Origin of the sequence: Campylobacter sp. TTU-622, assembly GCF_016598965.1 — a bacterium.
GTDB lineage: Bacteria > Campylobacterota > Campylobacteria > Campylobacterales > Campylobacteraceae > Campylobacter_D.
Map to the genome: position 1 here is coordinate 1 of NZ_JAENKR010000039.1, position 12458 is coordinate 12458.

The 12458-nt window shown below is 27.8% G+C and carries 14 protein-coding genes; 10 read left to right on the forward strand and 4 right to left on the reverse strand.

The genetic code is table 11. The annotated features are described in order from the left end of the window. Positions 1–198 precede the first annotated feature (198 nt). The 8 genes from JG677_RS04920 (at position 199) to JG677_RS04955 (ending at position 7513) form a co-directional block, all read left to right on the forward strand. Positions 199–390 carry a putative motility protein gene (locus tag JG677_RS04920; RefSeq protein ID WP_200169041.1) on the forward strand — a complete coding sequence of 64 codons (192 nt, stop codon included), beginning with the start codon at positions 199–201 and terminating at the stop codon, positions 388–390. 20 nt (positions 391–410) lie between these two features. Beyond that, positions 411–1562, forward strand: a complete 1152-nt coding sequence (nhaA, locus tag JG677_RS04925) for a Na+/H+ antiporter NhaA (RefSeq protein ID WP_200169040.1) — start codon at positions 411–413, stop codon at positions 1560–1562. Next, complete coding sequence (gene nhaA, locus JG677_RS04930) at positions 1562–2740, forward strand: Na+/H+ antiporter NhaA (protein WP_200169039.1); 1179 nt, start codon at positions 1562–1564, stop codon at positions 2738–2740. Before nhaA (JG677_RS04925) ends, nhaA (JG677_RS04930) begins: the two co-directional genes overlap by 1 nt. Next, entirely contained in the window at positions 2741–3223 is a 483-nt protein-coding gene (locus tag JG677_RS04935) for a C40 family peptidase (RefSeq protein WP_200285476.1), read from the forward strand. Between the two features lie 2 nt (positions 3224–3225). After that, complete coding sequence (murI, locus tag JG677_RS04940; protein ID WP_200285477.1) at positions 3226–3966, forward strand: glutamate racemase; 741 nt, start codon at positions 3226–3228, stop codon at positions 3964–3966. Positions 3967–3978: 12 nt separating this feature from the next. Next, the gene (gene map, locus JG677_RS04945; protein ID WP_200169036.1) at positions 3979–4740 is read left to right on the forward strand and encodes a type I methionyl aminopeptidase; all 762 of its coding nucleotides are present in this window, start codon (positions 3979–3981) and stop codon (positions 4738–4740) included. A gap of 154 nt (positions 4741–4894) precedes the next feature. Next, positions 4895–6148, forward strand: coding sequence for a serine/threonine protein kinase (locus JG677_RS04950; protein WP_200169035.1), 1254 nt, complete (start codon positions 4895–4897; stop codon positions 6146–6148). Positions 6149–6160: 12 nt separating this feature from the next. Continuing rightward, positions 6161–7513 (forward strand): L-serine ammonia-lyase, encoded by a 1353-nt coding sequence (locus tag JG677_RS04955; RefSeq protein ID WP_200285478.1) that lies wholly within the window; start codon positions 6161–6163, stop codon positions 7511–7513. Positions 7514–7540: 27 nt separating this feature from the next. On the opposite strand, the gene JG677_RS04960 is transcribed toward JG677_RS04955, so the two are convergent. Then, positions 7541–8005, reverse strand: a complete 465-nt coding sequence (locus JG677_RS04960; protein ID WP_200285479.1) for a DUF411 domain-containing protein — start codon at positions 8003–8005, stop codon at positions 7541–7543. Between the two features lie 135 nt (positions 8006–8140). On the opposite strand from JG677_RS04960, the gene corA reads away from it, so the two are divergent. Continuing rightward, a complete protein-coding gene (gene corA / locus JG677_RS04965; protein WP_200169032.1) occupies positions 8141–9115 on the forward strand; it encodes a magnesium/cobalt transporter CorA in 975 nt (324 codons plus the stop codon). Positions 9116–9124: 9 nt separating this feature from the next. Then, complete coding sequence (gene mog / locus JG677_RS04970) at positions 9125–9655, forward strand: molybdopterin adenylyltransferase (RefSeq protein WP_200285480.1); 531 nt, start codon at positions 9125–9127, stop codon at positions 9653–9655. Between the two features lie 5 nt (positions 9656–9660). On the opposite strand, the gene JG677_RS04975 is transcribed toward mog, so the two are convergent. The 3 genes from JG677_RS04975 to JG677_RS04985 form a co-directional block, all read right to left on the reverse strand. Next, positions 9661–10830, reverse strand: a complete 1170-nt coding sequence (locus JG677_RS04975) for a molybdopterin molybdotransferase MoeA (protein WP_200285481.1) — start codon at positions 10828–10830, stop codon at positions 9661–9663. Then, the gene (gene murA, locus JG677_RS04980) at positions 10827–12083 is read right to left on the reverse strand and encodes a UDP-N-acetylglucosamine 1-carboxyvinyltransferase (RefSeq protein ID WP_200285482.1); all 1257 of its coding nucleotides are present in this window, start codon (positions 12081–12083) and stop codon (positions 10827–10829) included. Before murA ends, JG677_RS04975 begins: the two co-directional genes overlap by 4 nt. Next, positions 12083–12458 (reverse strand): hypothetical protein (locus JG677_RS04985; RefSeq protein WP_200285483.1); only part of this gene is annotated, 376 nt, incomplete at its 5' end. The genes JG677_RS04985 and murA, both read right to left, overlap by 1 nt.

Here is a 12458-nt window from a genome sequence, read left to right on the forward strand (position 1 = left end):
ATTCTAAAGTTTTTTTATGCGAAGCAAAAGTTGATAAGGGTGGTTTTTTACGAATTGTAACATTAGATCGACAAGGTTTTGATTGCATAGAATTAAAAAATAAAATTTATAAAAAAAATAGTTATAATTTTCCAAAAAATAATTAAAAAATATGATAGAATTCCGATATATCAAATAAGCTCAAATAAAGGAGAAAAAATGATTTCAGATATAAGTAATGCTTCTTTAATGGCGACAATAAATACTTCGCTTTTAAAAAAGACAATGGACTCCAATGAAGCTTTAATGGCTGAACTTATTAATGGTTTAGAGGCAGCAAATCCTCAAGGCTCTATTCCTACAAATAGTTCTCAACCGGCTTTAAATTCTAACCTTGATATTTATGCCTGAGTATTATTTTAAGGAGTAAAATGCAAGCTATTAAAAGATTTATTTTAAGTGAAACATTTCCTGGAATTTTATTGATATTTTTCACTTTTTTTGCTTTATTTTGCAAAAATATTTCTTTTATAGACTTGTATGATAAATTTTTAGCCATACAATTTACTATAGGCTTTAATGAATTTGAGCTTTCAAAGCCTATAGTATTATGGATTAATGATGGATTGATTGCTATTTTTTTCTTGTGTATTGGGCTTGAATTAAAATATGAAATCTTAAGAGGTCAGCTTAAAAATATTAAGTCTGTTTCTTTACCTATATTTGGTGCATTAGGCGGAATGATACTTCCAGCTTTAATTTTTTCAATAATCAATCACTCGCATGAATTTGCAATGAAAGGTTGGGCTATACCAACAGCTACAGATATTGCTTTTGCTGTAGGAATTCTAATGCTTTTAGGTGATAAAATTCCTTCTAGTTTAAAACTTTTTTTGCTTTCATTAGCTATTTTTGATGATTTAGGTGCGATAATTATCATTGCTTTATTTTATACTGATCAAATTTCTTTATTTGCATTAATTATCTGTTTGGTATGTATTATTGCTTTGCTTTTTTTGAATTATTTTCATATAACGCATCTTCCTTTTTATGTTTTAATTGGAGTTATTCTTTGGGTAGCGATGTTAAAAAGCGGAGTTCATGCTACTTTAGCTGGGGTTATTATAGCTTTATTTATCCCTTTGGATACAAAAGATAATAAGCCTTATTTACATAAAGTTTATGAAAGCCTTAATTGTTGGGTGATTTATTTTATTTTACCTTTATTTGCTTTTGTTAATGCTGGTGTTGATTTGAAAAGTATGCATTTAGCCTCTGTCTTTTCTCCTGTAAGTCTTGGTATTATTTTAGGACTTTTTTTAGGAAAGCAAGTTGGAGTATTTTTATTTTCTTATTTGGCTATAAAATTTAAATTAGCTTCAATGCCTGATAAAGTAAGTTATAAACAATTTTATGGTATTTGTATTTTAACGGGTATTGGTTTTACTATGAGTTTATTTATAGACGGTTTAGCTTATAAAAATAGTGACATTTTTGAACATAGCGATCGATTGGCTATATTAATAGCAAGTTTTTTAAGTGCTGTATTTGGTTATATTTATTTAAAAGTGGTAAGTAAATAATGAATGAAACTTTGGATAAAATAAAAAAAATAGTATCTGGTGAAGTTTTTGGTGGAGTTTTGCTAATAGTTTGTACTATTTTTGCTCTATGTATCCAAAATAGTTTTTTAAGTGAACATTATAGAGAATTTCTTAATGTAAATGTTGGTTTTAGTGTAGGAAATTTTGCTTTAGATAAGCCACTATTACTTTGGATAAATGATGGTTTGATATCTATATTCTTTTTTTCAATAGGACTTGAGTTAAAAAAAGAATTTATTCAGGGAGAATTTAGAAATCCTAAAAATATTGTTTTGCCTTTTTTTGCAGCTTTGGGCGGTATTATAGTTCCTGCGGCTATTTTTGTTTTAATTAATATAACAGATCCTTATACTCTTAAAGGTTGGGCTATACCAACTGCTACAGATACTGCATTTGCGTTAGCTATTTTAATGATGGTCGGTAAAAAAATTCCGGCATCTTTAAAAGTATTTTTACTATCTTTGGCTATTTTTGATGATGTTGGAGCTATTTTAATTATAGCTATTTTTTACACAACTGAACTTTCTATTGTTGCTTTTATTGTGGCAGGTATTGCTATTTTTGTTATGTTTATTTTAAATTTACTTGGGAATACAAGAAAATCTTTTTATTTTATTTGTTCAGCTATTCTTTGGCTAAGTGTTTTAAAAAGTGGAGTTCACGCTACTTTAGCTGGTATTATTACAGCTTTTTTTATTCCAATGCATACAAAAGAAGGACAGCCATTTTTAAAGGAAATTGATGAAAGTTTAAGATTTTGGTTAATTTTTATTATTTTACCTTTATTTGCATTTGCTAATGCGGGAGTGAATTTATCAAATATTACAATCGGATCTATTTTTTCAGGAGTTAGCATAGGTATATTTTTAGGACTTTTTTTAGGAAAGCAAGTTGGAGTATTTTTATTTTCTTATTTGGCTATTAAATTTAAATTAGCTTCTTTACCTTATGGAGCTAATTTAAAACAACTTTATGGAGTTTGTATTTTAACAGGTATCGGTTTTACTATGAGCTTATTTATAGATGGCTTAGCTTATGAAGTAAGTGATATTTTTCATTATGCTGATAATTTATCTGTATTAATTGCTTCTTTTTGTTCTGGAATTTTTGGTTTTATTTATTTAAAATTTTTTGCAAATTCTAAAAAAGAAATTTAGATGAATAAAATTTATCTGATTTTCTTTTTAGGAGTATTGTTTCTTACTTCTGGATGTAGTATTTATCAACAAAATAATAACTTAGGTTTTGCAAATTACAATATCGTTGAAACCAAAATTCAAAGAATAGCAAAAGAATGGAAAAAAACTCCTTATAAACTTGGTGGAACCACAAAAAAAGGTGCCGATTGTTCAGGGTTTACTCAAAGCGTTTTATTTGAATTTAAAACTCGTATTCCAAGAACTACAAAAACACAACTTGAATCGGGAGAAAGTATTTCAAAAAAAAATCTTAAAGCTGGAGATTTAGTTTTTTTTAAAACTGGTAGAGGTCCAAATGGTATGCATGTAGGAATTTATTTAAGTAATAATAAATTTATTCATTTATCTACCAAAGGTGGAGCAAAAGAGGCTTCTTTAAATAATGCATATTGGAAAAAGCGTTATATTGGAGCTAGACGTTATAATTTAAAGGTTTTTTAGTTTTGAAAATTGGAGTTTTTGATAGCGGTATAGGGGGACTTAGCGTCTTAAAATCTTTATATAATTCAAAATTATTTAAAAAAATGATTTATTATGGAGACACTGCACGCGTTCCTTATGGAACAAAAGATAAAGAAACTATTATTAAATTTTGTCTTGAAGCTCTTGATTTTTTTAAACAACATAAGGTTGATTTTTTAATTATTGCTTGTAATACAGCCAGTGCTTATGCTTTAGATACTTTGCGTCAAAATTCTTCCTTTCCTATTTTTGGAGTAATTGAAGCTGGTATTAACGAAACCAAAAAACAAATCATAGATAAAAATAAAAAAATTTTAGTTATAGCGACTAAAGCAACAATTGATTCAAAAGAATATCAAAAGCGTTTAGCATTAGAAGGATTTACTCAAATTCAAGCTTTAGCAACAGGACTTTTTGTACCTTTAGTAGAAGAGGGAATTTTTGAAAATAAGGTTTTGAGTAGTATATTTGATTATTATTTTAAAGATATCCAACATCCAGATGCTTTAATTTTGGCTTGCACTCACTTTCCTTTTCTTGCAAAACCTTTGCAAAAATATTTTGGAGATGATATAAAATTAATACATTCTGGCGACTCTATGGTGGAATTTTTAAAAAAATATTACACTTTAAGACCATCTAAGGAGTCTAAAATTGAATTTTATGCTTCTAGCAATGTTGATTATTTAAAAATTGCTGCTAAAAAATGGCTTAATTTTTAAAAAGGATAAATAATGATAGAAATTAAAAAACCAGCAGAAATAGAAAAATTAAGAAAAGCAAATCAAATAGTGGCTAAAACTTTAGATTTTTTAGAACAGCAAATTAAACCTGGCATGAGTTTAAAAGAGATCGATATAATGGCTGAAGATTTCATACTTTCAAATGGAGCTAAACCATCTTTTAAAGGACTTTATGGTTTTCCTGGTGCTATTTGCACTTCATTGAATCAAGTTTGCATACATGGCATTCCTGATGAAAAAATCATTAAAGAAGGCGATATTTTAGGTATTGATGTTGGAACTTTTCTTGATGGATATTATGGAGATGCTGCTAGAACTATTCCCATAGGTAAAATTTCCAAAAAAGATGAGGAATTAATTTCTTGTGCCAAAGACACCTTGTATTATGCTATTGATATAATTTCTCAAGGAATGCGTTTTAAAGAACTTTCTGCAGCTTTGGGAGAATTTATAGCAAAAAGAGGTTTTGTTCCATTAAAAGGTTATTGTGGACACGGAATTGGAAGAAAACCGCATAGTGAACCAGAAATTTTAAATTATCTTGAAAATGGTGCTAATGCTAAGAGTGGACCTAAAATGAAGAATGGAATGGTTTTTTGTATTGAACCTATGATTTGCCAAAAAGAAGGAACTCCAAAACATTTTAATGGTAAATGGGATGCTGGAAGTATAGATGAGCTTAATACGGCACATTATGAACATTGTATTGCTATAATTAATAATAAAGCTGAAATTCTATCATTAAATATTTAATAAATATTTATTAAATAATTTTAAATAAATTATATAAAATTACTATTTTTTGTTTCAAAAAGTTACATTTTTTAAGAAATTTACTTAGAAAAACATTTTGTATTTATTAATAGTTTGATAGAATAAAATGATATTAAATAAAAAGGAAATTAATATGGATTCTTGTAAATTAACAGGACATGATCTAAGATGGATTCTTTCTTTATTTGGAACTGCTATTGGTGCAGGAGTTTTATTTTTACCTATTAATGCTGGTTTAGGTGGGTTATTCCCTTTGCTTGTCATACTTGTTTTAGCATATCCTATGACTTATCTTGCTCATAGAAACCTTTCTCGTTTTGTGTTGTCAAGTTCAAATCCTAGAGATGATATTACATTTGTTGCGGAAACATATTTTGGAAAAGGTGGTGGTTTCTTAATTACCCTTTTATACTTTTTTGCAATTTTACCTATATTATTGGTATATAGTGCTAATTTAACAACTACTTTAATTGAATTTTTAATCAATCAAATTGGAATGGAAGCACAATATATTAATAGTTTAAGATTGGTAATTTCATTTTTTATTGTAGCTGGTTTAATGCTTGTTTCAATACTTGGCGAAGGAATTGTAACTAAAGCTATGAGTCTTTTGGTTTTTCCTTTTATTCTTATGCTTGTTGTAATTTCTCTATTTTTAATTCCTCATTGGAATGGTGCTATTTTTCAAAATGTTAGTTTTAGTTCTTTAGGAGAGTCAAATTTTTGGGTAACATTATGGCTAGTGGTACCAGTAATGGTTTTTAGTTTTAATCATTCTCCTATTATTTCTTCTTTGGCTTGTTTTTGTAAAAAAGAATATGGCGATCAAGCCGAAATAAAAGCTTCTAAAATCATTTCACGTTCTGTTATGTTAATGGTTGTAGTGGTAATGTTTTTTGTATTTTCTTGTGCCTTATGTTTAACTCCTGAAGATTTTACTCAGGCTAAAATGCAAAATGTTAATATTTTAACTTATATAGCTAATCGTTTTCCAGAAGCTGTATTTTTAGCATACATTGCTCCAATCATAGCACTTGTTGCAATGAGTAAAAGCTTTTTGGGTCATTATCTTGGCTCTCAAGAAGGTTTGAATGGGGTTTTATATAAAATTTCAGATGGTAAAATTCAAGGAAAAATTGCTAATACTATTACAGGTATTTTTACTTTTCTTATTGCTTGGTTTGTAGCATATAAAAATCCTAGTGCTATTGGTATTATAGAGTCTATAGGAGGTCCTGTTTTAGCGATATTACTTTTCTTAATGCCTGTTTATTGTATTTATCGTTTTGATTTATTGAAAAAATTTAGAAGTAAAGCTTTAGATATTTTTATTGTTATCATTGGACTTATTGCAATTTCAGCTGCGATTCATGGACTTTTATCTTAAAAGGTGGCAAAAATGAGTAATTTAAATATTTTTAAAATTGGCATAGGTCCATCGTCATCGCATACTTTAGGACCTATGTTAGCAGGAAATTTATTTTGTAAAAAAATTGAACAAAAACTAGAAAATATTCAGAAACTTAAAATTACTCTTTATGGTTCTTTGTCTCTAACAGGCAGAGGGCATCTAACTGACAAAGCTGTAATCTGGGGGTTAAATGGTCTAGAAGCGAAAAATATAAACTCTCAAATTCAAAGTCAAGTCAATGAAAATGCTTTAAAAAATAATAAAATTAATCTTTGCAATAAAAAAGAGATTGATTTTTTTTATGATAAAGACTTAATTTTTTCGAAGGAATTTTTACCTTTACATGAAAATGGTATGCAAATACAAGCTTTTAATGATAAAAATGAGCTTATAGATGAAGAAATTTATTATTCTATTGGCGGTGGTTTTGTTTTAACTAAGGAACAATTAGAACAAAGAAATTCCGGTTCAGAAGTTAAAAAACAAAAACTAGATTTAGAAATCAATAATGCTCAAGAAGCGCTAGAGCTTTGTGAAAAAAATAATTGGAATTTATATGAACTTTCTTACAATTATGAATTACAATTTCATACTAAAGAAGAAATAAGAAATTATTGTTTAGAAATTTGGAGGGTAATGGAAGAGGCGTATCATAATGGTACACATCCAACAGAAGAATACCTACCAGGAAAACTTCACTTAAGAAGAAGAGCTAAAGGTTTAAAAGAGAGAGTAAAATTAACTACTGATCCTATTGGTATTATTGATTTTATTTCTTTATATGCTATTTCAATTGCAGAAGAAAATGCTAGTGGGGCAAAAGTTGTAACAGCTCCTACTAACGGAGCTTGTGCTGTTGTTCCAGCTGTTATGCTTTATCTTAAACATCATACTGTTGGTTTTAATGATGATAAGGTTGTGGAATTTTTACTTAGTGCAATGCTTATTGGATCTTTTTATAAGAAAAATGCAAGTATTAGTGGTGCTGAAGCTGGTTGTCAAGCAGAAATAGGTAGTGCTAGTTCTATGGCAGCTGGAGCTATGGCAACTGTTTTAGGGGCCAATGCTTTTAAAGCTTGTAATGCCGCAGAAGTTGCTATGGAGCATCATTTAGGGCTTACTTGTGATCCTGTTGCTGGACTTGTTCAAATTCCTTGTATAGAAAGAAATGCATTTGGAGCAATTAAAGCAATTTCAGCTGCAAGAATGGCTATGACCAGAAAAAGTACTCCAATGGTTACTCTTGATGAAGTGATTAAAACTATGTATGAAACAGGTAAAGATATGAATTATAAATATAAAGAAACTTCACTAGGTGGTCTTGCGACAAATCTTTCGTGAGTCTTTAGCTTAGCTTTTTTGCTAAGCTTATTTATTGTTTACGTTTTTTACATTTTTTTCACCCTTATAATATGCAAAAATTTTATATGATCCATCTTTATACATTAAGATTACAGGATATTCTTCTTCATAACCTTGTTCCATTCCCGGACTTCCTTGTGGCATGCCAGGCGCAGAAATTCCAATTACATCTTTTGGTTTATTAGTTAAAAGCCAAGATATAGCATCTTCTGGAACATGCCCTTCAATGGCATAGCCATCAATAACACCTGTATGGCAACTTTGATAGTATGGATTGATTTTATAATTTTCTTTAATTTTTAGAAAGTCGTTTGTTTTATGGACATTAACTTCATAACCCTTTTTTTTCATATATGAAACCCAAAGATCACAACAACCACAAGTTGGACTTTCATAAACTTCAATAGTTTTAGTAGCAGCTAAAAGACTTAATGGGGCAATTAAGCAAAAATTTAATATCGCTTTTTTCATTCATTACTCCTTTAATATTTTAAAATAAAATAATAAGTTATTTATGTAAATTTAAATTAAATAAGGATATAAATAATAATATTTTTTTAATTTTTTAAGAGCTATTTTAATTTTATATTTTTTTTAGGAAAAAAAATGTTGCATATTTATATTAAACAAAATACTTTAGTTAAAAGAATTGATTTTGAATTTAATAAAGATGAATTACCAGATAATATTTTATGGATTGATCTTGTTTATCCAAGTATTGATGAAATACAATACATTTCATCAAAGTTTAATATCGAATTTCCAAGTCAGGAAGAAAGAGAAGAAATCGAACTTAGTGCAAAGTATTGGGAAGATAATGCTACTATTACAATAAATGCACATTTTTTAATAAAAGAACTAAATAACAATAAAAGAAAAGATATTAATTTTAATACAGAAATTGTTACTTTTATAACTAGAAGCAGTGTTTTATTTACTATAAGATATAGTGAATTTAGTACTTTTGCAGAAATACAAGCAAGAATATTAGCAAGTCCTAAAAATTTTGAAGATGGTTTTGATATTATTGATAAGATTTTTGAAGTAAGGGTTGAAAAAGATGCTGATTTACTAGAGTGGATTGATAAAGAAGCTAGAAAATTAAGAATCAGCGTCCTAGAAAAAAAGGATGAATATAGTTATGATAAAATGCTAAAAGATATTTCTAATTTACAAGAATTAAATATGGAAGTAAGAGATTCTTTGTTTGATAAAAGACGAACTATGACTTCGCTTTTAAAAAGTGATAAAATAGATAAAGATATTAAACAAAATTTAGTTATAGTTTTAAAAGATTTAAATTCTTTAGTTGAATTTAGTGTATCTCAATTAAATATTTTAGATAATATTCAAACTATCTTAGCAAGTCAAATAAATATAGAACAAAATAAAATCATTAAACTTTTTACAGTTGCAACAGTTGCTATGATGCCTCCAACTTTAATAGGAACTATTTATGGTATGAATTTTAAAAAAATGCCAGAACTTGAGCTAGATTATGCTTATCCTATGGTTTTGTTTATTATGATTATTTCTATTATTTTACCAGTAGTATTTTTTAAGAAAAAAGGTTGGTTATAAGGAGAAAAAATGCAAAAAATTAATATTGGAATTTTAACATTAAGTGATCGTGCAAGTAGTGGTGTCTATGAAGATAAGGCAACTTCACAAATTGAGAAAGTTTTAAATTCATATATAAAAAATGAAATTATTTATCATAGAGAATTAATTCCAGATGATTATGACTTAATTATAAAAAAATTACTTTTTTTAAGTGATGAAAAAAAATGTGATTTTATTGTAACAAGTGGAGGAACCGGACCTGCTTTAAGAGATGTAACTCCTGAAGCTACAGAAGCTGTATGTGATAAAATGATGCCTGGTTTTGGAGAACTTATGAGAATGCAAAGTTTAAAATATGTTCCAACAGCTATACTTTCAAGACAAACTGCAGGGATTAGAAATAAAACTTTTATATTAAATTTACCAGGTAATCCAAAAGCAATTTTAGAATGTTTAGAGCCTGTTTTTCCAGCTATCCCTTATTGTATAGATTTAATCGGTGGATCTTATATAGAAGCAAATGAAGAAGTTATTAAAGTGTTTCGTCCTAAAAAATGAAAAAATTAAAGTAGTATTATTTTAATTTTTTCATTTTGTTTAATATATTCTTGTTCTTCATTGCTTATAAATAAAAAATTATTTTTTATAAGTGGCATAATCATTCCTGAACCAAAATTTTGTTCTATAGGATAGAAAAAATCTTGTTCTAAATTTCCTAATATCAAATTATTTCTACCCGATTTAAGTTTTAAATCTTTTCCCATTTTAGCTTCAATGCTTAAGTAACTTTGAGTATTGCAACAAAAAAGATGTATGATTTTTAAAGCAAGGATAAAGCAAGATAAATAAGCTGCCATAGGATTTCCAGGAAGTATTAAAATATAATTTTTATCTTTACAATAAAGTTTACTAGGTTTAGCAGGTCTTGCTTTTATTCCTTGAAAAATAGGAATAAAATTTAGTTTTTTTAAAGCTTCTTCCATAAAATCAGCTTCTCCAACACTTGCTCCGCCACTTGTTAATAAAAGATCAAAATTATTAAATTCTAAAGCTTCTTTTGTATCTAAAAAATTATCTTTAATAATTCCAAGATAAGAAATTTCACAGCTAGGACATAAAAGAAGTGAAAAAATACTAAGAGCGTTAGCATTATAAATAGCATCTTTATCACATTCTTGCCAAGGTTCTTTGAGCTCATTTCCGCTTGAAAAAATTCCTATTTTAATTTTTCTAAAGACTTTGATTTTGTAAATTCCTTGAGATGCAAGTAGGGTAATTTTTGCACTGTCTAATTTTTCCCCTTTTTTAAAAATAATTTCACCTTCTTTAAGTTCTTCTGCTTTAAAGCGATAAGCATTGTATTGTTTAATATCTTTTTTTATAATGAGTTTGTCATTTTCAAGAAAAGCATCTTCAAGCATAATAATAGTATCGGCATTATTAGGAATTTTAGATCCTGTCATTATTTTATAACATTCATTTTGTTCTATTTTTTTATCTTCTTTATCTCCCGCTAAGATTGTTCCTTTTACACTTAAGGCATTAAACCTATCTTCAAATCTAAAAGCATATCCGTCAAGTGCTGCATTATCAAAAGAAGGAAGATTTTTTTTTGATTTTATATCTTCAAATAAAAAACGATCTTTGGCATTTTCTAATGATATTATTTCAAATTCATTTATACTTTTGATATTTTTTTCTAAAATTTCTAAAGTTTGAAATATATTTTTCATTCTTCTAGCCTTGTGATTTTTACACCTAGTGATTTAAATTTTTCTTCTAAATTTTCATAGCCTCTATCAAGATGATAAATTCTATGCACTCTACTTGTTCCTTTTGCTGCAAGTGCTGCTAATATTAATGCAGAAGAAGCTCTTAAATCAGTTGCCATTACATCAGCAGCATTAAGCTCTTTACCCCCAACAACAGTGGCAATATGACCATTTAGCTTTATATCAGCACCCATTCTTAAAAGTTCGCTAACATGCATAAATCGATTTTCAAATAATCTTTCATCAATAATACTTGTTCCATTAGCTTTTAAGGCTAAGGTCATAAATTGTGCTTGCATGTCTGTAGGAAAGCCAGGATATTCACTTGTTAAAATTTCAATAGGATAAATTTGTTTTGCCGGAAGTAGGGTTATAGTATCTTTTTCAATTAAGGTTTTAAAACCCATTTGATCAAGTTTTGATAATACAGCACTCAAATGTGAAGGATTGCTTTTAGAAATTGAAATTTGAGAATTAACAATAGCTCCTGCGCAAAGATAAGTTCCTGCTTCTATTCTATCTGGAATTACTTGTATATCTTTAAATTCTAAAAGTTCTCCATCTGTGCCTATAATTTCTACTTCATCAGTTCCTATGCCATTAATTTCTAATCCACTTTCTTTTAAAACTTCACAAAGTTGGATAACTTCTGGTTCTTTGGCAACATTAATAAGTTTTGTTTTGCCTTTAGCAAGTGCTGCTGCCATAATAATATTTTCACTTCCTGTAACAGTGATTTTATCAAAAATGATTTCATTGCCTTTAAGATTTCCGCTTGCTACAACATAACCTTGTTTTATTTGGATATTAGCACCCATTTTTTCAAGCGCTAAAAGATGTAGATCTATAGGTCTTTGTCCTATAGCACATCCTCCAGGTAAAGATACTTCACAATTTCCAAACCTAGCAAGCAAAGGTCCTAAAGTAAGAATCGAAGCTCTCATTTTTCTTACAATATCATATTTTGCTACAGTTTCTTTAAGTGTGCTTGTATCAATAATGGCAGTATTGTTTTTAAATTCACAATAAGCACCTAAATTTTGAAGAAGATTAAATAAGGTTTTAATATCAGCAACGTTAGGAATATTTGATAATTTAATTTCATTTTTTGCTAGAATACTTGAAGCAATTAAAGGCAAAGCAGCATTTTTAGCTCCGCTAATTTCTATATTACCTGATAAACAATTAACACCTTCGATTTCCAAATAAGTCATTATTTTCCTTGAAGATAAAAATTAATTAAAGTATTTAAAATAACACCATCTATTTTGAGTTTAAATACTTTATCTAAATTTTTGAAATTATCAACTATTAACAAAATTTTAGAATCAAAAAGATAGAATTCAGCCACTTTAGCTCCAAATTTAGCTAATTTTTCATCTTTACAAATAATATATTTTGCCCCAAGTGCATTAGAAAGAAAAAAATCATCTTTTTTTTGAGCAAGTATTGCAAATTCATAATTATTTTTTTTAGCTTTTTCTATTAAATTTTCATTATAAAAAAAATAATTAATAGCATTATTTTGAAAATACGTTTCTTTTACATGAAAAAAAATTTTCGTTTTTATAAGTTTATGACCAAAAAAT

Bases quoted from the DNA above. Each gene is read 5' to 3' on its own strand.
- JG677_RS04935 (WP_200285476.1), top strand. From the start codon at position 2,741: ATGAATAAAATTTATCTGATTTTCTTTTTAGGAGTATTGTTTCTTACT.
- JG677_RS04975 (WP_200285481.1), bottom strand. From the start codon at position 10,830: ATGAAAAATATATTTCAAACTTTAGAAATTTTAGAAAAAAATATCAAA.
- mog (WP_200285480.1), top strand. From the start codon at position 9,125: ATGCAAAAAATTAATATTGGAATTTTAACATTAAGTGATCGTGCAAGT.
- JG677_RS04950 (WP_200169035.1), top strand. From the start codon at position 4,895: ATGGATTCTTGTAAATTAACAGGACATGATCTAAGATGGATTCTTTCT.
- JG677_RS04955 (WP_200285478.1), top strand. From the start codon at position 6,161: ATGAGTAATTTAAATATTTTTAAAATTGGCATAGGTCCATCGTCATCG.
- nhaA (WP_200169040.1), top strand. From the start codon at position 411: ATGCAAGCTATTAAAAGATTTATTTTAAGTGAAACATTTCCTGGAATT.
- corA (WP_200169032.1), top strand. From the start codon at position 8,141: ATGTTGCATATTTATATTAAACAAAATACTTTAGTTAAAAGAATTGAT.
- murA (WP_200285482.1), bottom strand. From the start codon at position 12,083: ATGACTTATTTGGAAATCGAAGGTGTTAATTGTTTATCAGGTAATATA.
- nhaA (WP_200169039.1), top strand. From the start codon at position 1,562: ATGAATGAAACTTTGGATAAAATAAAAAAAATAGTATCTGGTGAAGTT.
- map (WP_200169036.1), top strand. From the start codon at position 3,979: ATGATAGAAATTAAAAAACCAGCAGAAATAGAAAAATTAAGAAAAGCA.
- JG677_RS04960 (WP_200285479.1), bottom strand. From the start codon at position 8,005: ATGAAAAAAGCGATATTAAATTTTTGCTTAATTGCCCCATTAAGTCTT.
- JG677_RS04920 (WP_200169041.1), top strand. From the start codon at position 199: ATGATTTCAGATATAAGTAATGCTTCTTTAATGGCGACAATAAATACT.